At 51.7% G+C, this 18834-nt stretch carries 19 protein-coding genes; 17 read left to right on the top strand and 2 right to left on the bottom strand.

Annotation, left to right across the window (positions count from 1 at the left end; all coding sequences use genetic code 11):
* The first annotated feature begins 31 nt into the window (after positions 1-31).
* From M3194_RS21810 to M3194_RS21745, 14 genes are all read left to right on the top strand, one after another.
* Positions 32-1339 (top strand): ribonuclease H-like domain-containing protein, encoded by a 1308-nt coding sequence (locus tag M3194_RS21810; protein WP_251656193.1) that lies wholly within the window; start codon positions 32-34, stop codon positions 1337-1339.
* A complete protein-coding gene (locus tag M3194_RS21805; RefSeq protein WP_251656192.1) occupies positions 1336-2148 on the top strand; it encodes a TIGR01457 family HAD-type hydrolase in 813 nt (270 codons plus the stop codon). The genes M3194_RS21810 and M3194_RS21805 overlap by 4 nt, the downstream gene beginning before the upstream one ends.
* Before the next feature lie 39 nt (positions 2149-2187).
* On the top strand, positions 2188-3003 hold the full coding sequence (gene mutM / locus M3194_RS21800) for a DNA-formamidopyrimidine glycosylase (protein ID WP_251656191.1): 816 nt from the start codon (positions 2188-2190) through the stop codon (positions 3001-3003).
* A 5-nt stretch (positions 3004-3008) separates the two neighbouring features.
* Positions 3009-3842, top strand: a complete 834-nt coding sequence (locus M3194_RS21795; protein WP_251656190.1) for a deoxyribonuclease IV — start codon at positions 3009-3011, stop codon at positions 3840-3842.
* A complete protein-coding gene (locus M3194_RS21790; protein ID WP_311291602.1) occupies positions 3827-4117 on the top strand; it encodes a cyclic-phosphate processing receiver domain-containing protein in 291 nt (96 codons plus the stop codon). The genes M3194_RS21795 and M3194_RS21790 overlap by 16 nt, the downstream gene beginning before the upstream one ends.
* Positions 4118-4219: 102 nt before the next feature.
* Positions 4220-5236, top strand: a complete 1017-nt coding sequence (locus tag M3194_RS21785) for an SAM-dependent methyltransferase (protein WP_251656189.1) — start codon at positions 4220-4222, stop codon at positions 5234-5236.
* Positions 5237-5347: 111 nt separating this feature from the next.
* Positions 5348-6931: a serine/threonine-protein kinase gene (locus tag M3194_RS21780; protein WP_251656188.1), complete on the top strand. Its 1584-nt coding sequence runs from the start codon at positions 5348-5350 to the stop codon at positions 6929-6931.
* Positions 6932-7012: 81 nt separating this feature from the next.
* Complete coding sequence (locus M3194_RS21775; protein WP_091189218.1) at positions 7013-7711, top strand: response regulator transcription factor; 699 nt, start codon at positions 7013-7015, stop codon at positions 7709-7711.
* Positions 7708-9063, top strand: a complete 1356-nt coding sequence (locus M3194_RS21770) for a HAMP domain-containing sensor histidine kinase (protein WP_251656187.1) — start codon at positions 7708-7710, stop codon at positions 9061-9063. The genes M3194_RS21775 and M3194_RS21770 overlap by 4 nt, the downstream gene beginning before the upstream one ends.
* Positions 9064-9085: 22 nt before the next feature.
* Complete coding sequence (locus tag M3194_RS21765) at positions 9086-9946, top strand: carbon-nitrogen hydrolase family protein (RefSeq protein WP_251656186.1); 861 nt, start codon at positions 9086-9088, stop codon at positions 9944-9946.
* A gap of 28 nt (positions 9947-9974) precedes the next feature.
* Complete coding sequence (locus M3194_RS21760) at positions 9975-10634, top strand: GNAT family N-acetyltransferase (RefSeq protein ID WP_251656185.1); 660 nt, start codon at positions 9975-9977, stop codon at positions 10632-10634.
* 212 nt (positions 10635-10846) lie between these two features.
* Entirely contained in the window at positions 10847-11518 is a 672-nt protein-coding gene (locus tag M3194_RS21755) for a GNAT family N-acetyltransferase (RefSeq protein ID WP_251656184.1), read from the top strand.
* A complete protein-coding gene (locus M3194_RS21750) occupies positions 11515-12297 on the top strand; it encodes an MBL fold metallo-hydrolase (RefSeq protein WP_251656183.1) in 783 nt (260 codons plus the stop codon). Before M3194_RS21755 ends, M3194_RS21750 begins: the two co-directional genes overlap by 4 nt.
* A gap of 427 nt (positions 12298-12724) precedes the next feature.
* Positions 12725-14662, top strand: a complete 1938-nt coding sequence (locus M3194_RS21745) for an endonuclease MutS2 (RefSeq protein ID WP_251656182.1) — start codon at positions 12725-12727, stop codon at positions 14660-14662.
* 5 nt (positions 14663-14667) lie between these two features.
* On the opposite strand, the gene M3194_RS21740 is transcribed toward M3194_RS21745, so the two are convergent.
* The gene (locus M3194_RS21740) at positions 14668-15309 is read right to left on the bottom strand and encodes a thiamine diphosphokinase (RefSeq protein WP_251656181.1); all 642 of its coding nucleotides are present in this window, start codon (positions 15307-15309) and stop codon (positions 14668-14670) included.
* Positions 15310-15522: 213 nt separating this feature from the next.
* On the opposite strand from M3194_RS21740, the gene M3194_RS21735 reads away from it, so the two are divergent.
* A complete protein-coding gene (locus tag M3194_RS21735; protein WP_251656180.1) occupies positions 15523-16146 on the top strand; it encodes a trimeric intracellular cation channel family protein in 624 nt (207 codons plus the stop codon).
* Entirely contained in the window at positions 16143-16616 is a 474-nt protein-coding gene (locus tag M3194_RS21730) for a low molecular weight protein-tyrosine-phosphatase (RefSeq protein ID WP_251656179.1), read from the top strand. Before M3194_RS21735 ends, M3194_RS21730 begins: the two co-directional genes overlap by 4 nt.
* A gap of 58 nt (positions 16617-16674) precedes the next feature.
* Here the strand turns inward: M3194_RS21730 and M3194_RS21725 are convergent, their stop codons facing one another.
* A complete protein-coding gene (locus tag M3194_RS21725) occupies positions 16675-17412 on the bottom strand; it encodes an alpha/beta hydrolase (RefSeq protein ID WP_251656178.1) in 738 nt (245 codons plus the stop codon).
* A 293-nt stretch (positions 17413-17705) separates the two neighbouring features.
* On the opposite strand from M3194_RS21725, the gene pdhA reads away from it, so the two are divergent.
* Entirely contained in the window at positions 17706-18785 is a 1080-nt protein-coding gene (pdhA, locus tag M3194_RS21720; protein ID WP_251656177.1) for a pyruvate dehydrogenase (acetyl-transferring) E1 component subunit alpha, read from the top strand.
* Positions 18786-18834 lie beyond the last annotated feature (49 nt).

Raw genomic sequence — 18834 nt, 5'->3', positions numbered from 1 at the left:
TCCGTTGCGGCTATATAAAGGAGGAAGAGGCATGAGTAGTCTGCGTGACAAAATGAACCGTCTTCGCGGCAGCAGCTCAGCTCCTCCCTCCGAAGAGACGGCAGCAGCTATTGCAGCGCATGAATCTCAGGCTGAGCCTGCGGCGGATGGCGACCAACTGGAGACCTTGTCGGAAGAATGGTCTTCAATGGGTGTGAAGCTGCTCCATAATGAAGGAGGCAGCTTTCTGATGCGAAGGCTCGTCTATCCTGCCCAGCACAAGCATGGCATTCATTGTATCGGGGAGCTTCCCGGAGCTGTATCCGGATTGTCGGCCTTCCATGAGACACCGGTTGATGCAGAACAGCTGCTGTATCTGGATCTTGAAACAACCGGACTTGGCGTCGGGACGGGGAATGTGCCGTTTATGGTTGGTCTGGCTTATTGGTCGGGCGGAGAACTGATTGTGGAGCAGGCGGTTATCCGCCACCCGGCGGAAGAGCGCGCGATGCTGTACTATTTGAACGGCAAATTAGGCAGCTACCGCTATCTGGTCAGCTATAACGGCAAAACCTTTGATTGGCCGGTGATGCAGACCCGGTTCATCATGAACGGGTACAACCGGAAGCTGTGGGAGCCGCTTCATCTTGATTTCCTTCATCCCTCCCGCAGTATATGGAAGAATACGCTGGCATCGCTGCGGTTAAGCCATGTCGAGGAGGAACGTCTCGGAATCGAACGAATCGACGATGTGCCCGGATCATTGGCGCCGCAGCTGTACTTTCAGTTTCTGGCTGACGGCAATCCGGAGCCGTTGAGAGGCGTATACCAGCATAACGAGATAGACATGCTGTCTCTTGTTTGTCTGTCCATACGGTTCGGCCATCTGCTTAACGGAACGGTTGAAGGCGGCTTTCGGCTTCCTATGCCGGAAGAATCGGAGGAGCTTATCCGAACGGGCTTATGGCTCGAGAAGATGGGGCATGCCGACCGGGCGGAGTGCATGTTCGAAGCTGCGCTCGCATCCAATCGCACTGCGGCTTCCACGCTGAACATGTTGGCTGCACGAGACAAGAAAGCTGGAAATTGGCAGCGAGCTGTGTTATTGTGGCAGAAGGCTCTTGTACAGTCCGTCCAGTATGGAACGGCTGGCATGAATGCCAGCGTTGAACTGGCGATGTATTTCGAACATAAGCTGAAGGATTATGATTCGGCTTTATCATATGTGACAGAAGCATTGGAACTAGCGCTCAGCCATCCTCTTGGCAGGAGGGATGCGAAGCGCCGCGACGAAATCGAAGGCCTTCGAAAGCGGAAGGAGCGGCTTTTGCGCAAGACGGGAAGGAAGCTTGCTGAATGAATGACCGATTAACACCCATGAAAGGCTTGCTCCTGGATCTGGACGGCACCTTGTATCATGGAACCCAGCGCATAGACGGAGCGGATATTCTTATCAGGCAGCTTCGGGAGTGGAAGCTGCCCTACCGTTTCGTAACGAATAATTCTACGGTATCCCCTGAAGCCGTAGCCTTGCGGCTCCAGAAGATGGGGATCGACGCCGAGCCTGGCGAGGTATGCACCTCGGCACAGGCTGCGGCACAATACATAGCAAACAAAAAACCGGGCGCATCGGTGCTTGTCATAGGAGAAAGCGGGTTGATCGAAGCCGTTGAAGCGGCAGGGTTGCGACTAGCGGACGAGCAGCCTGATTTTGTCCTGCAGGGACTCGATCGGCAGCTTTCTTATGAGCGGTTGACGACGGCAGTCCGCTCGATTCATCAAGGGGCCGAATTCGTACTAACCAATCCGGATTTACTGCTTCCCGGTGAAGGCGGTTTGTTCCCGGGCGCCGGTTCGATTGGGGCCATGCTAACAGCCGCAGGCGGCAAGGAGCCGACACTGATCGGCAAGCCGTCCAAGATCCTGATGGATTACTCGCTTCACCAGATTGGGCTGTCAGCAGGCGAGACGTGGGTCATCGGAGACAATATGTCGACGGACATCGCGGCCGGCCATGCTTCGGGCTGCGGGACCATACTCGTGTTAACCGGGTTAACGACAAGGGATAACCTGGAATATTATGCAGAACGGGCGGGCTGCAGGCCGGAAATAATTTGTGATGATTTACATAAGCTGATCTCGTATATTTCGGTCTCAATCGGGATATAAGAGAAAGCAATAGAGCGGATAGGAAGGAAGCGAGCTTGAATGCCGGAACTACCGGAAATGGAGCATTACCGTACGCGATTATCGGAGCTTATTATCGGCTCTCCGATTACGGGCACAGAAGTTACCCGCGATAAATCGATTAATATTAGTGCCGAGCAATTTGACGCAGAGCTGGTTGGCCGGACCGTCTGGTTCGTGGAACGCAGAGGCAAACATTTGTTATTTCACCTCGATAACGGCAAACGGCTTGTGCTTCATCTGATGCTCGGAGGCACGTTATTTTACGGAACGGATGAGGAACGTCCCGACCGCACGATTCAAGTTACTATCCGGTTTGCGACAGGCAATCTTTATTTTATCGGGCTGCGGCTGGGTTACGTGCATTTCATGTCGGTCAAGGAAGCGGATGCGAAGCTCTCGGAGCTTGGACCGGATCCTTTCGATAAAAGACTGACGCTTGAGCGTTTTAAAGCTCGCTTTGACAAGAAGAGAGGCGCGCTTAAGACGGCCCTTGTTGACCAGCATGTGCTGTCAGGCATCGGCAATTGCTATGCGGACGAGATTGCTTTCGCAGCAAAGATTCGCCCGGATGCAAAAATTCCTTCCTTGATAGACGAAACATGGGCACGACTCTATGAATCGATGCATAGTGTGTTAAAGGAAGCGATTTCAAAAGGCGGCTACATGGAGCAGCCTTTAACGGCAGGAGACACGTTAACCGGCGGTTACAACGATCACTGCCTGGTGTATGACCGCGGAGGCGAGCCTTGCTCCTTCTGCGGCACCCCGATCGAGCAGTTCGAAGTCTCGTCGCGCAAAGCTTTTGCTTGCCCGGCCTGCCAAAAGGAACAGTAGAAGATATGTATGTCGGCCGTCATCTCAGCATAAAAGAAGGCTATGCCGCAGCTGCCAAAGCCGCCTATTCAGGCGGCATTAGTGCTTTTCAGTATTTTCCGAAAAACCCCCGCAGCCTTGGTCTCAAATCCTTTGACAAGAGAGATGCGGAACGCTGCGCGGAGCTTTGCGGGCAGCATGACATCCTAACCATCGCCCATTCCCCGTATCCGACGAATCTGGCTTCAGAGCGGGAAGATGTTCGTCAGCGTACGGTTGAATCACTGCTTAATGATCTGGATATCGCGAACAGCTGCGGATCGATAGGCGTTGTCGTTCATTTTGGCGTATACAAGGGGAAAGATCCGCTTATCGGCTATCAATCGATTATTCAATCGCTTAACGATGTGACAGTCCAGTGGAATGGGGATGCCAAGCTGCTGATTGAGATCCAATCGGGCGAACATACGTTTATGGGAACAACCATCGAGGAGCTGGCCCAAATCCGGGGATTATGCGCAGAGCCGGCTAAGCTGGCATTTTGCCTGGATACCTGCCATATGTTCGCAAGCGGTCTATGGCATGGTGAGACGGATGCGCAGTGGCTGGAGAAAGCTGCTGCATTAGGCGTGCTGGAGCATGTAGCGGCCGTACATTTTAATGATTCAATGTTTGCTTCAGGTGCACGTCGAGACCGGCATGCCGCGCTTTGCAGCGGTCATATCGGCGAAGCGGGATTAAAGTGGCTGATGTCCGTACCTGCGCTGGCGAAGGTTCCTTTTATACTGGAAACGCCTTCAGACGAAGACGGCACCTATACAAGACAATTAAATCTGATGCGCGAATGGGGGACACAATGATGATTCATGTGTATCTGGATGATTACCGTCCTTGTCCAAAAGGCTTCGTGCTCGCTCGGAATGCGGAAGAGTGCAAGCTTCTCATTGATTCCGAGTCTATTGATATTTTATCCCTTGATTATGACTTGGGCTGGAACGAGCCTACGGGTTATGAGGTTGTCCGCCATCTGGTGGAATCGGCCCGTTATCCGAAAAAGTCTATCTGCATACCTCCAGCACGGCGGGAAGAATGCATATGTATCAAATGCTGTCGTCCCATGCGCCGATGGAAATGAAGATAATGAGCGGTCCTATTCCGGATTCGCTGCTTGACGAGATTGCGGCTGGCAGCTAATATAGGTTTTTTGTTTGGTGCAACAACGGAGGAGTTGAATGTAGTGAGCCGATGGATTGGTACGGCTAATCAAGGGTATTCCCCTTATGCAATTGAAGAGCTTCGGCGGCTGTTGGACGGCGTGAAGGTAACGCAGCTGGCCGCCGGAGAGACTTTTTTATTTGACAGCGAGCGGCCGGCAGAAGAGGTTGCCGCGGCTGTTGCGGCGGACAAGCCAATATTCCTCAGGCACTTGCAGCCTGTTGACCGTACGGTCGAGATCAAAGGAAATGCAGATGATCTGCAGGAGCTGTCGGAGACCATACGACGTTCGCGTCTGCTGTTTGAGGACAAGCAGGTTGCGATTCACGTTCGCCGCGTGAATAAGACGGCATTCCCTTATTCGGCTTCTGATACGAAGGCTGTACTGGATGCGGTTTTGGAGGAACTGGATGCAGAGCCCGTTGTTCAGCATCCGGACATTATCATTGCCATTTATGCAGCTGCAGCCGAGCTGTATATCGGATATGGAAAACCGGAAGATATGTTGTCCGATTGGCCAGGCGGAGCGATTCGTTTCCAGCGCGAGGAAGGGCAAATCTCACGTGCTAAATTCAAGCTTCTTGAGGCGGAGCGGGAGTTTGGTCTCGATTATTCCAAGTTCCGTACCGCGGTAGATATCGGAGCAGCTCCCGGCGGCTGGACCTCGCTGCTGCTTGAGAGAGGACTTAAGGTCACAGCGATTGATCCCGGGGATATGCACCCGACATTAGCCGGACATCCTGCCCTGACCTACCTGAAACGGAATGCGTCGGAAGTGAAGTTCAAGCCCGGCTCCTTTGATCTGCTAGTATGCGATATGAGCTGGAGCCCAATGCAGATGTGCAGGCTGGTGCTTGATTTGGAAGAGGCGCTTGCGCCGAATGCGACAGCCATTATTACCATAAAACTGATGCACAAGAAGCCTCTTCAAACCATCCGTGAGGTGAAGGAACGTTTCTCAACCGCATTTATTATTAAGCGTGCGAAGCAGTTGTTCCATAACCGCGAGGAGATTACGCTTTACCTGGAAAAGAAATAGTAAGCTGAATAGCATCGGGAAAGCATCCCGGTTTGATCGGAAATCCATACGGATTTCTGCTTCAAGCCGGGATTTTTTAATGCAATGCGAAGGGACAAGGAGGAGGTTCTAATGATGCAAGAAGGAAAGCTGTTCAACCTGGAATCCGGCATGATAATTGGTGAGAGGTACACGATTGTGGAGAAGCTTGGCAGCGGCGGAATGGGAGATGTATACGCAGCCGAGGATCTGAAGCTCCAGGGAAAGCTGCGCGCGATTAAAGTGACGGATTCGGACCGAGCCTCGGAGGAAGTACGAATGCTTATGCGCCTCAGCCATCCGAATCTGCCTCATATAATAGACAGCTTTCCCTTAACCGGTCAGGGTACCGAAGCAATCGTAATGGACTATATACATGGTTTAACGGTAGGTGAACTGTTTTACCGGCAAGAGAGGAAGTTTACCTTCCGTGAAGTGCTGCGACTAGCCATTCCCGTGTGCTCGGCGCTCGTCTACTTGCACGGCCAGTCACCGCCGATTATTCATCGGGACCTTAAGCCGTCCAATATTATGGTGGAAGATAACGGGCATGTCCGGCTGATCGATTTCGGCATTGCCAAATCGAGAACCGCCATGCAGACCCAGACCACCATGAAGCTGGGAACGCCTGGTTTTGCCGCTCCTGAGCAGCATTTGGGACGAAGCGAGGCAAGGACGGACATTTACGGATTTGGTGCGATGCTCTATTACTTGCTAAGCGAGGGAAGCTATCTGAACCAAGCTGAAATGAATAGGAGCAGCCATTTTACCCGCCAGCTCCAAGCCGATGTACCGAACCGTTTTGCGGATATGCTATGGAGAATGGTACAGCCGCGAGTTGAGGACCGGTATTTAGCAATGGTCGACGTGGAACGGGAGCTGCAGGCTTTCGCAGGTTTAGTAACTGAGAAAACTTCGCCATTTTCTCCAGGAGGAGGCGGCGGGCAAGCCGGCCAGACCATAAAAATAGCCGTCGTTCCCCTATCGCCAGGCGCTGGGGCGACATTTGTGTCCATCACGCTCGCTAAGCTGCTTGCAGCCCAAGGAATATCGTGTGCAGCAGCGGAATTTCCATCCGAACGGCCTGAATGGGCGTCTTTGTTGCGAAGCAATATGAATGGACGAAATCAGCTGGAAGACAGGTATTATAGCTGGAGCGAGCAAGGGGTATGGTGGCATGCCCAGCAGCATCCGGTACTCCAGGATCAGAGAGACGAGCTGGACAAGCTGCAGCTTCGCCTAAGGGCCAGGCAGCCTGCCGTTGCCATAACGGATTTATCGGGAGCGGCGGGCCACCGACAGGATTGGCTTCTCCAATCGGATATCGTGCTAGTTGTGGCAGATCCCTTTCCCTCAAGGTGGAGAGCTGAACAGCTGCTGGAATTTGGGCAATTGAGCAGGAAGCTTATTTCTGCAGGCCGATCTCTGCTATGGGTGGCCAATAAGGATATGAAGTTCCTTGGCCGGAGTGAGTGGATCAGAATGCTTCCCGAATCCCCGGTTGCCGCTATTCCGCAGCTTCCGGCTGCCGACTGGCTGGATGCGATATGGAAGGGGAAGTGGGCAACGGACGTGAAAAGTCTGGGAAAACCGCTCGAGAAGGCTTTTCGGCCTCTCATCGAATATATCGCGCGGGCATCGCGGAGGAACGCCTCTCATGTCAGCTTTAGACGCTGAGCTTGCTTGCAATTAAAATAAACCTTCTTTATGATGAATACGAGTCCATAAGCATAATTGGAAGCAGGTGAACATCCTAATATGAACGAACGAGTGCTAGTAGTAGAAGACGAGGCGGGCATTTCCCGCATTTTGCAGCTCGAATTAGAGCATGAAGGATATACGGTCGGTACAGCAGCCGACGGACGTACAGGATATGAGATGGCATCCACAGGAGAATGGGAGCTGGTTCTGCTTGACGTGATGCTCCCCGAATTAAACGGGATTGAAGTGCTCCGGCGTTTGCGGCAGGCAGGCAACCCTGTTCCCGTTATTTTGCTGACGGCCAGGGATACGGTGCCGGATAAGGTCAGCGGGTTTGAGCATGGGGCGAATGATTATATTACGAAGCCTTTTGCAATGGAAGAGCTGCTTGCCCGCGTCCGTAACATTTTGCGCATATTCCAGCAGTATCCGAAGGAATCCGAGGGCTCCGACCTGATTAAGGTTGGGGACTTGACGATTGAGCTGCGTACGCGCAAGGTTTACCGCAAGGATATCGTCATCGAGCTGACGCCGCGCGAATTTGAACTTCTCGTCTATCTCGTCGAGAACAAGAACGAAGAGAAGTCGCGGGAAGATATTTTATCGGAAGTATGGGGATATGATTTTATCGGGGAAACGAACCTGGTAGACGTCTATATCCGATACTTGCGTCAAAAGCTGGACAAGGGCTACCGTCATAAGCTGATTCATACCGTCAGGGGCGTCGGCTATATGATAAAGGAGCCTGACGCATGACGCTTCGCAAACGATTCACGCTTTTTACGATTTTCTGGCTGATCTTTATTCTTATTCTGTTTAATATCTTTGTTTATTTTTACGTCATCAAGATTACGACGGAAAGCGAAGAGCGCGTGATCGGGAATAAAGTGAATCTCATGCTGGAAAATCCGTTAATACAGGACGGTAAAGGGATCTATGATCCCGATCTGCTTAGTGAGTATTACAATGTGAATGAAATGATACGAATTATTAGGCCGGATAACAAAATCGTCAATATCACAGGTTCGGATCCCATTTTACTCAATCTGCCCGCAAATTTTCAGGGCCATCACGATACGGGGATGATTAAAAAAGGCAACGAGCGCATTATGTATATGCGTGTGCCGATTTATGACGGGCCTAATGTCGTAGCTATGCTCGAAATTAACCGCGTATTGAATGAACTGGACGATTATCTGCAGATTCTGGTCGCTGCCTTATCGGTGACGAGCGCGGGTGCCATTTTGTTCGCGATCTTCGGAACGTACTGGTTCACTTCGCGTCTGACCTCGCCGATGCAGCAGATGATTAATACGATGCGCGAGATCGACAGGAGCGGGAAGCTGCGCAAGATCGAGCTTTCCAGCCATGAGGAATCGGCAGAGCTGCAGCAGCTGGTTCGCGCGTTTAACCAGATGATTGACCGGCTTGACCGGACGTTTGCCAGACAAAAGCAATTCGTAGCCGATGCTTCCCATGAGCTGAAGACGCCTCTTACCGTCATCAGCAGCTATGCAGGTATGCTGAAGCGCTGGGGGCGCGATGATGCGAGCATCCGGGATGAGGCGATTGAAGCGATTGACAAAGAAGCCAACCGGCTGCAGAACCTGACGAAGTCGATGCTGATGCTGGCGGAAGCCGAGCAGGAGGATTGGCTCAATCAGGAGATGTTTGACGTGGTGCTGGTCGTAGAAGAACTGGCGCTTATGCTTCAGACGACCTTCCAGCGTCCGATACGGGTAAAAGCCTTGTCGCGTTCTGTTCGAATGCTGGGGGATAAGGATAAGATTCGGCAGCTATTGGTCATCTTGCTGGACAATGCGATTAAATACAGCAAGGATCCGATTGATGTTTCGGTCAGTCTGTCGAAGAATATCGTAAAGATCGAAGTGAAGGACAAAGGGATCGGTATCCCGGAGAACGAGATTCCGCATATGTTCGAGCGCTTCTACCGCGTTGACGGAGCCAGAAGCCGCGCGACAGGCGGGGTAGGACTTGGTCTGTCTATCGCGAAGCGTATTGTTGATCTGCATGAAGGCAAGATTGATGTATTCAGTCTGCCTGATCTCGGCACAACAATCTCGATTCAGTTCAAACAAAGAAAGTAATGGAGCAAAGGGGAGAGGCTAGTTGAAATACCGGGTTGCCTCTGTGCAATATAAGCTGGAAGATATCCAGACGTTTGATGATTTTTCGGCACAAGTAACGCACTATGTGCGTAATGCATCCGAGTACGGAACGCAATTTGTTCTGTTCCCGGAGTTTCTGACGACGCAGCTGTTGTCTATCGGCGACGACATGGGCAAGGCACTGCCAATTGACCGTTTGCCTGAATTTACGGAGCAGTACGAAAGCTTGTTCCGTTCGCTTGCAGCGGAATACGGCGTATATATTGTAGGCGGTACCCATGTCGTTGATGCCGGAGGCGGCAAGCGCCAGAATACGGCTCATTTGTTCCATCCGGGCGGGAAGATTGACCGTCAAGCCAAAATCCATCTGACTCCAACGGAAGTCAGCGAATGGAACATGTCTCCCGGTGACGGCCTGCAGGTGTTCGAAACTCCGTTTGGCACCATTGCCATGCTGACCTGCTATGACATAGAGTTTCCGGAGATTGTCCGGATGGCTCGCGCCAAGGGCGCAGACGTGATTTTTTGCCCGTCTTGCACGGATGACCGTCACGGCTTCTACCGGGTACGCTACTGCTGTCATGCCAGAGCGGTAGAAAATCAGGTATATATCGTAACGACAGGCACGGTTGGGGCACTGCGCAAGGTTGACTTCATGCGCGCAAATTACGGCCAGGCGGCTGTTATTACGCCTAATGATATTCCGTTCCCTCCAGCTGGGATCTTAAGCGAAGGCGTTATCAATGACGACATGCTGATTGTGGCGGATCTTGATCTGAAGCTGCTGGAGGATGTCCGCGCAGCGGGCTCTGTGACGACCTGGAGAGACCGCCGGACAGATCTGTATACGGACTGGGCTTAAGGCCTCGCAAAGGAAGGGGGGGCGCGGTATGCGCAAGCAATTGTACGTCATTCATAACGGAGTTCCGACTGAAGCTATTATTCGAACTTATACTTCGCAAGATTTTGAAGGTTTGATCGCCGTGCAGAGCGAATGCTTCCCGCCTCCGTATCCGGAGGAGCTCTGGTGGAATGAGGAGCAGCTGACCGAGCATATTTCCCGTTTTCCGGAAGGAGCGCTATGCTGTGAGATTGGCGGCAGGGTGATCGGCTCTATGACCGGTCTTATCGTAGATATGAATCAGTATCATGAAGCGCACAGCTGGGAGCAGATTACGGACAGCGGGTATATCCGCAACCATAATCCCGGCGGGGATACCTTGTACGTGGCGGATATTTGCGTCGTTCCGGCTTACCGCAAAGCAGGCATAGGCAAATGGCTGCTTCAGTCCATGTATGAAACAGTCGTACACCTGAACCTTAAGCGTCTGCTCGGAGCCGGCAGAATGCCGGGCTACCACCAGTACGCAGCAGCTGAGACGCCGGAGCAGTACCTCGACAAAGTAATGAAGGGGATTTACAAAGATCCCGTCATCACATTCCTTCTTCGCTGCGGCCGAACACCGGTCGGTATTGCAGCAGACTATCTGGATGACGAAGAATCCTGCAACTACGCTGCGTTAATGGAATGGCGCAATCCGTTTCTTTAAGTTAATGCTATTCATCTTTCGACTTCGAAAATTTACTAGCCCGTACAGGCACGGAGAGAAAGCTTGGAGCTTTCGGAGCGGGAGCGTCCGCCTTTGTTTTTTAATTTCAACATAACGAACAGTCAATTCAAGAAATTTAAAAACAACAGCGGCCGAAGCCCCAAGCTTTCTCATAGTGTAGCCCAAGGCTATCTATAGAGAGGAGAATAATCATGCAATACCACCGCATTACATCCATCAACGATCCTTATTTCGCATCGCTTCATGCGCTGCTCAAACGAATCTTCCCGCCTGAAGAGGTATTGGCCTACGAGCTCTGGAAGGAGCCTCTTGAAGATCCGGGCATTCATGTCTATGTCGCTGTAGATAACGGAGAGGTCGTTGGCTCGACGGAATACCGTTACTACCCTGAGCTTCGCGTCGCCATGACGGACTTTACGATTATCGGCGTGCCGAATAAAGGCATCGGCCGCTTCCTGATGCGGGGCCGCGAGAAGGATCTGGCTAGATTGGCACGGGAATCCGGCACGGCACCTATCGGAATGTTTGCCGAGATTTATAATCCGTACGAGAGCGGAGAGCATGAATTTGGCGGGGTTACGCCGATGAATCCTTTCGTTCGCCGTGAAGTTTTATCGCATATGGGCTACAAAATGATTAACTTCCCGTATGTTCATCCATCCTGGGAGCATACCGGAGAAGCGGTGGAAGGGCTTAATCTTTGCTTCCTGCCGGTTGACGAGGAGATGTCCGCCATTCCGGCTTCCCTCATCGTAGAGTTCCTTCAAGGGTATTATTCCGCGCTTCCGAATAAACCGCAGCAATGGCTTGCTATGGTCGAAGACCTGAGAAGCCGGGATCAAATCGAGCTGCTGCCAATATGATCACCATTTCGTTCCGCGGAACAGGGGATGCGATGGGCGTGCCTCGCGTCTACTGCGAATGCGAAGTATGCAGCGAGTCGAGGGCAGGCGGCGTGAACCGCCGCTACCGATCCCTCGTGCAGCTTGATGCGGCAGATTTTGGTACGATGATGATCGACTGCGGACCCGACTGGAGCAAGCAGATGGAAGCGGCAGGACTGCGGTTTGTGAACCGCATCTTGGTCACGCATGCTCACTTCGACCATATCGGCGGTTTGCCGGAATGGGCAGATGCTTGCCGCTGGCTGGGCGTCAAGGGTGAAGCGTATGCACCGGCTGAAGTGATTACTGAAATTATTCAGCGTTTTCCTTGGCTGGCAAGGAACATTACGTTTTTTTCGATTGATCAGCCTTGCTCCTTCGGAAGCTGGGACGTGTCCGCCTGGAAAGTAAATCATGGGAAGAATGGTTATGCCTACGCTTTTCGGTTTGACCAACGGGGGTCGGGCCTTGCATGGGCGTATTGTTCCGATTCCATCGGACTTACGGAAGAACAGCAGAAGCCTCTTTACGGTCTTGATCTGCTCGTGCTCGGCACAAGCTTCTACAAGGAGAACTTTGTATATGAGTCACGCTCCGTGTACGATGTGACAGAAGCTCTTGAACGGCTTCCCGTCTGGAAGCCAAAGAGGACGATGTTTACTCATTTGTCGCATGATATCGATCTTAGAAAAACATATCCGCTTCCAGCCCATGCTGCATTCGCGCTCACGGGCATGGAAGTTTCTGTGGGTATATAGATTGACAAAAGGTAATCCGTTAGCGTACATTGTGTGTATAGCTAACGGATTTAGCTATTTAATAGCATTTTGCTTCATTTCGGAAGGGGAAATTTTAATGTTTGCTGGTGTTCTTAACTCCTAATTGGATAAATCGGTCTTGTTAGACGAGTTCGAAAGGCTTGCGGATGTCAATTTTGCATCTAACCGCATGCTTCTATTGCGACGTCTCGAGACAAGAACCGATGCCATGAGTTAAGGACATGAGGATTTCCGCCTGAATGCTATTCGGCAGCGGCCAATCACCGTGCTCTTGCAGCACGGTTTTTTTGCGCGCTGATGAGCATATATAGGGATTGGTCTATGTCGAACCCTTACAGGAACGGAACGCTTCTGCGTTCTGTTCCTGTTTTTTTATACCCAAAAACGGCTAAAGGAGCATCTAAACATGAACGAAGCGGTATTTCAAAGACTGGAATATGACAAATTGAAAGATAAAATGATCGGTTATACGGTATCCCCGGCAGGCCGCATGCTGGCTGAGCGTCACATGCCCAGCACAAACCGGAATCAAATCAGAGCATGGCTGTATGAGACAGAAGAGGCAGCGGCCTTGCTTGCGAGCGGCGCAAGCGTGCCGTTATCGGCCATGGAGGGGATTGATCCGTTCCTGGCATTGCTCGGCAAAGGGCGCATCTACACGGAAACGGAACTTGACCAGCTTCTGGCCTGGCTTGTATCCATTGCCCAAATGAAGCGGTATATGGACAACAAACGGATGATTGCGCCAACGATTGCTTCCTACGCAGATTCAATGAATGATTGTCCGAATCTAAGACAAGAGCTGGATCGGTGCATCCGGTACGGACGGCTTACGGATCAGGCCAGCCCCGATCTAGGAACGATCCGCCGCCATCTTATCGTCGTTGAGGACAGAATTCACAAGAAGCTGGAAGCCTCGCTGTCCAAATACAAGTCTGCCTTGCAGGATCCGATTATTAGCAAGCGCAGGGGGCGTTCTGTCATTTCGGTCAAACGGGAGCACCGGAAGCTGGTTCCCGGAACGGTATGGGATGAGTCGGCGAGCGGCCAGACCTTGTTTGTTGAACCGATTGATGTAGCGGAGCTGCAGCAGGAATGGCAGGAATGGTCTGCCGAAGAAGAGCGGGAGCGGACGATTATTTTATCCAGACTGTCGGATGAGGCTGAGCGATATAAGTTGGAACTGCTTTTGAACCGGGAGGCCATGGCGTCGTTTGATTTCATGCTGGCGAGGGGCAAGCTGTCGCTGTCATACGACGGCAAGCCGGTAACGCTTATTGACGAGCCGATGATTAAGCTGGTTGAAGCCCGTCATCCGCTGCTCGGCGGGCATGCGGAACCGATTAACGTCGAGCTTGGCAAGAAGTGGAAGCAGCTTATCATCACGGGACCTAACACTGGCGGCAAAACCGTAGCCTTGAAGACCATCGGACTGCTTGCGCTGCTTGTTCAATCCGGACTGCTCGTGCCGGCCTCGCCGGACAGCCGGTTTGGCGTTTTCCGCCACATCATGGCCGATGTGGGAGACGGGCAAAGCCTGGAGCAGTCGCTCAGCACTTTCTCTTCCCATATTTCTGTCTTGAGAGAGATGCTGCATGCCGCCGATGAGCGTACAATTATTCTGCTCGACGAATTGGCGGCGGGGACGGATCCCGGAGAAGGGATCGCCTTGTCCATAGCGGTGCTTGAAGAATTGCTGGGACGCAGAGCGTTAACCGCGGCGACTACGCATTTTAACGAGATTAAAAACTTTGCCTCAAGGACGCCCGGCTGCATGAATGCCAGGATGGCCTTTGATTCCGAAACCTTGCGTCCGCTCTATCGGCTGGAGATAGGAGAAGCGGGAGAGAGCCATGCCTTTGCTATTGCTAGACGATTCGGGCTGCCGGAGCATGTGATGCAGCGGGCGGAAAAGCTAGCGGAGGGCAGAGTGGAGATCCGGCTGGAACCATCAGAGAACGAAGCAGTGGCCGTCGTTCGTGACAAGAGGCCGGAAAAATCCGAGAAGCTTGCCGCAGAGGAAAAACCTACGGAAAAACCACCTGTACCTGAATATATCAAGGGAGATGCCGTATGGATCTATCCGCTGAAACGTGCCGGTGTCGTATTTCAGCCGGCGGATGAGCGGGGAGAGGTGATCGTTCAGGTCCAGGGGAAGAAGATGTCCTTCAATCGTAAACGAATTAAGCCGTATATCAGCAAGGAAAAGCTGTACCCCGGCGCAGACTATGATATGGATATCGTGTTTGACTCGAAGGAAAACCGAAAGAAGCGGAAGCTGATGAGCCGCAAATATGTAGAGGGCTTAACAATCGAGACGAAGCCGGATATGGCCGGAGATTAAGCCCGTTAATCTTTACTCTGGATAACGATTAGCGTACCCGTGCGGACGGTCAAGGTGCCGACAGGATCAGTGAGAATATTGCTTATTCCAAGGGACTGGCCGATCCGCAGGGTTGCTTCATGAAGCGGATATGCAAATCCGCGAAGCGTGATGCCGGTAACCTCTTCGGACAACGGAAGGAGCGAAACATGGCTGTACTCGCTTTGCTGCAGACGAGTTGTTCCTTCCTCTGCGAGGGATATCGTATTATGCTCATCGGTAATCGAAGCGGGAATGCCCTGCTCCAGCGCGAGCTTCAGCAGATGGACGTTGGCAAGCGAATGGTCGAACCGGGTTCCCAATGCGCCAAGCATTCTGATCGCGGAAGGAGATTGCTCCAAAGCATATCGGAAGGCAAGCTCCGTATCCGTATAGTCCTTGTCTATCGGATCATAGGTGATCGTCTCCCGGCTAGCGGACCGGATCAGCTCCAATTGCCCGGGTGTAACGGAATCGAAGTCGCCTAGCGCGAGATCCGGCGTAAAGCCGTGCTGTACAAGGAATAGCGCGCCGCGGTCCGCTCCAATGAGCAGATCCCCTGGTTCGATATAAGAACGCACCCAGTCCCCCAAGCGCCCGCCTGTGCAGATAATAATCCGGTTGTTCATGATCACTTTTCCTTTCGCCGTGCATATTGTTGAAGCCAGTATAATGCGAATGCGTGTTATAAAACTAGGTTTTAGAGAAAAAAGAATGAAGAAGAGGTAAAAGTAGCAATTGTCAAACAAGGTATCCGCGGCTAAAATGATGAAGGACATACCGACAGGAGTGGCGGGGCTTACGCGAATGGACGGTTATCATGGAAGCGGAGGAGTTTGGAGTTGGACATCTTTGGCGTTTTCAGTATTATCGGCACGGTTGCTTTTGCAGTCAGCGGCGCGATCGTGGCTATGGAGGAAGAATACGATATTCTTGGCGTATTCGTGCTGGGGCTTGTGACCGCGTTCGGGGGCGGGGTCATACGAAATCTGCTGATTGGCCGGCCGGTTACGACGTTATGGAACCAGGGCAGCCTGCTTGAAATTGCGGTTGTGGCCATGACGATCGCATTCTTGCTGCCTGTATCCTGGATTAACAAATGGAAAAAAAGCGAAGCATTCTTTGATGCGATCGGTTTGTCGGCATTCGCCATTCAAGGCGCGCTATACGCTACGGAGATGAATCATCCGATCAGCGCCGTGCTTGTAGCGGCCATGCTTACCGGGATTGGCGGCGGGATTATCCGCGATGTTCTGGCGGGACGGAAGCCGCTTGTGCTAAAGGATGAGATCTACGCGGTATGGGCGATGCTCGCAGGCCTTGCAGTAGGTGAAGGCTGGTTCCATACAACGCTGGAGCTATCGATTCTGTTTGTTGTTATTATCGTGTTCCGCATGCTGTCGGTTTATTATAAGTGGAGACTGCCTCGCAGATCGCTTAAACAGAAGGAAGGTGGCATCCTATGAATAATGCACGCGTACTGTTTGTTTGCTTGGGCAACATCTGCCGCTCGCCAATGGCGGAGGCCGTATTCCGCGCGCTGGTGGAGAAGAGGGGGCTGTCGGAAGCCATCGAGATTGATTCAGCGGGAACGGGGGATTGGCATATCGGGAAACCTCCGCATGAAGGAACCCGCAAGCAGCTGGAGCTTCACGGCATCTCGTATGCCGGCATGAAGGCTAGACAGTTTACGGCTGATGATCAGGCTTTCGATTATATCATCTGCATGGACACGAAGAATGAAGCCGATGTCCGCCGCATTATCGGCGAGGCTTCCCATTCGGCGAGAATTTTCAAATTTATGGACATGCTGCCGCATTTGGCTGACAACGACGTGCCGGATCCGTATTACACCGGCAACTTTGATTATGTGTACGAGCTGGTTACGGAAGGCTGCGAAAGGCTCCTGGATCAGATCGTTAACGATCTAAAATAAGAAAAAGGCCTTCCCTTGTCGGATGACAAACGGGAAGGCCTTTTTTGTTGAACGCCGCTTATTCCACTTCGATAAAGTGCATCAGACCTTCAGGCAGCTCCTGCTGCCAGAAGCCCCATTGATGTCCGCCGTCTTTTTCGGCATAGGTAACCTTTGCGCCTCTTGCTTCCAGAAGGGAGCGTGCTGTCCTGTTAATGTCGAGGAAATCGTACACGCCGTGGCCGGTATCGTAAGCCGTCTCTTGAAAGCCCGCTATCATATAGATTTCTAACCAAGATAGGTCCTTTTGAGCTTCCATAATTTCACGAGAACGGTCATAATAAGCACCGGACAGCGACAAAATGCGCGTGAACAGCTCGGGATACGTCAAAGCGAGGTGGAAAGAGATCGTTCCTCCCAAGGAGTCGCCAGCGAGCAGACGCTGCTCCGGAGCCGTACGAACCGGATATTTGCCTTCTATGAAAGGGACAAGCTCCTGACCAAAGAAACGTACATAAGCCTCATGACGATTACCGTCAGGCGAATACTCCGCCGTTCTGTACGTTTTGTCGACATCTACGCCAACAATGATAAACGGCTCAATGCCTTCATCCAGAATCAGACGGTTCGCGGTTGTGGCGATTCGCCCGAAATTAAAGAAGTCTTCGCCGTCCTGGCAGTATACGACGGGATAGCTAAGCACCTCATTGTAGCCCGGCGGCAAATAGACGCGAAGGCTGCGTTCGCCTTCAGGCAAACAGCTGCTTTTTACAATTTCTTTTACTACCGTACGCTTCAAATAACGTTCATCAGTCATATGTGAATCCCCCTGAATGGAATGGTTGGCATGTGGGTAAACAATAGTAAGGTAATGTGAATCTGCCTGTTCGCAAGTCTGCATCTGGTTTTGAGCCCTGAGTGTATTATGCTGTTATACAGAAAAAACAAATCTGTTACACATACAATTCATCAGTAAAATCGGCCAGATTAGCGAAAAAACAACGGTTTTTTTGTTTTTTTCTTTGACCATATTCGGTAAACAGGTGTATTATGATTCTATAACAGAGAGCTCCGATTTTCAAATATTAATGATCGAGGTGAGCGTTCAAAATGAGCAAAGTGCTTAACAAACTGCCATATGAAGTTCAAACGGAACCTGTAAAACCATTATCCGTGTTGTCGCTCGACGGCGACGTGGTTAACCCGGAATATATGCCGGACCTGACTGACGACCAATTGAAAGAATTAATGTACCGTATGGTATTCACCCGTACTTGGGATGAGCGCGCTGTAAACCTTGGCCGTCAAGGCCGCCTTGGCTTCTACGCTCCGGTATCCGGACAAGAAGCTTCGATGGTAGGCAGCGAATACGCGCTTAATAAAGATGATTTCATTTGCCCTGGCTATCGCGATATGCCGCAACTTGTATGGCATGGTCTGCCTCTGTACCAAGCTTTCCTGTATTCCCGCGGCCATCAACATGGCGGCCAAATTCCTGCTGACGTGCATGTGCTTATGCCGCAAATCATTATCGGCGCACAAGTGCTTCACGCGGCTGGCGTTGCAATGGCATTCAAGAAACGCGGCGAGAAACGCGTTGCTATCACTTATACGGGTGACGGCGGTTCCTCCGAAGGCGATTTCTACGAATCTATGAACTTCGCTGGCGCATTCAAGCTTCCAGTTATTTATGTTGTGCAAAACAACCGTTATGCCATCACGACTCCTTACGAGAAGCAAACGGCTGCTCTGTCGGTTGCTCATAAATCGGTTGCTGCCGGCATTAAAGGCATTCAAATTGACGGCATGGACGTTCTTGCCGTTATCAAAGCGGTATCCGAAGCTGCTGAACGCGGCCGCAACGGTGAAGGCGCAACGCTGATCGAGATGTTGACTTACCGTTTCCGTCCGCACTCGTTGTCTGACGACGCGACGAAATACCGTACGAAAGATGAAGAAGCGGAATGGGGCCTTAAAGATCCTCTTATTCGTTTCGGCAAGTTCCTGGAGAAGAAAGGCCTCTGGACGGAAGAAGATACGAACCGTGTGAAAGAGGAAGCGAAAGCGGCTGTTAACGAGAACATCAAGAAAGCGGAGGCAACTGAGAAAATGACGGTTGGCGGCTTGATTGATTCCATGTTCGAAACAACGCCTCAGCACCTGGAAGAGCAAAAGGCTGATTTTCAATAAAACCCTTGCCTGACGATGGGATTTTGCACGAGCAAAAATGAAGGAGGAT

The sequence above is a fragment of the Paenibacillus glycanilyticus genome, assembly GCF_023715145.1.
Lineage (GTDB): Bacteria > Bacillota > Bacilli > Paenibacillales > Paenibacillaceae > Pristimantibacillus > Pristimantibacillus glycanilyticus_A.
Note: the sequence above shows the minus strand (reverse complement) of the source record. Positions and strands in the feature narration are given on the sequence as shown.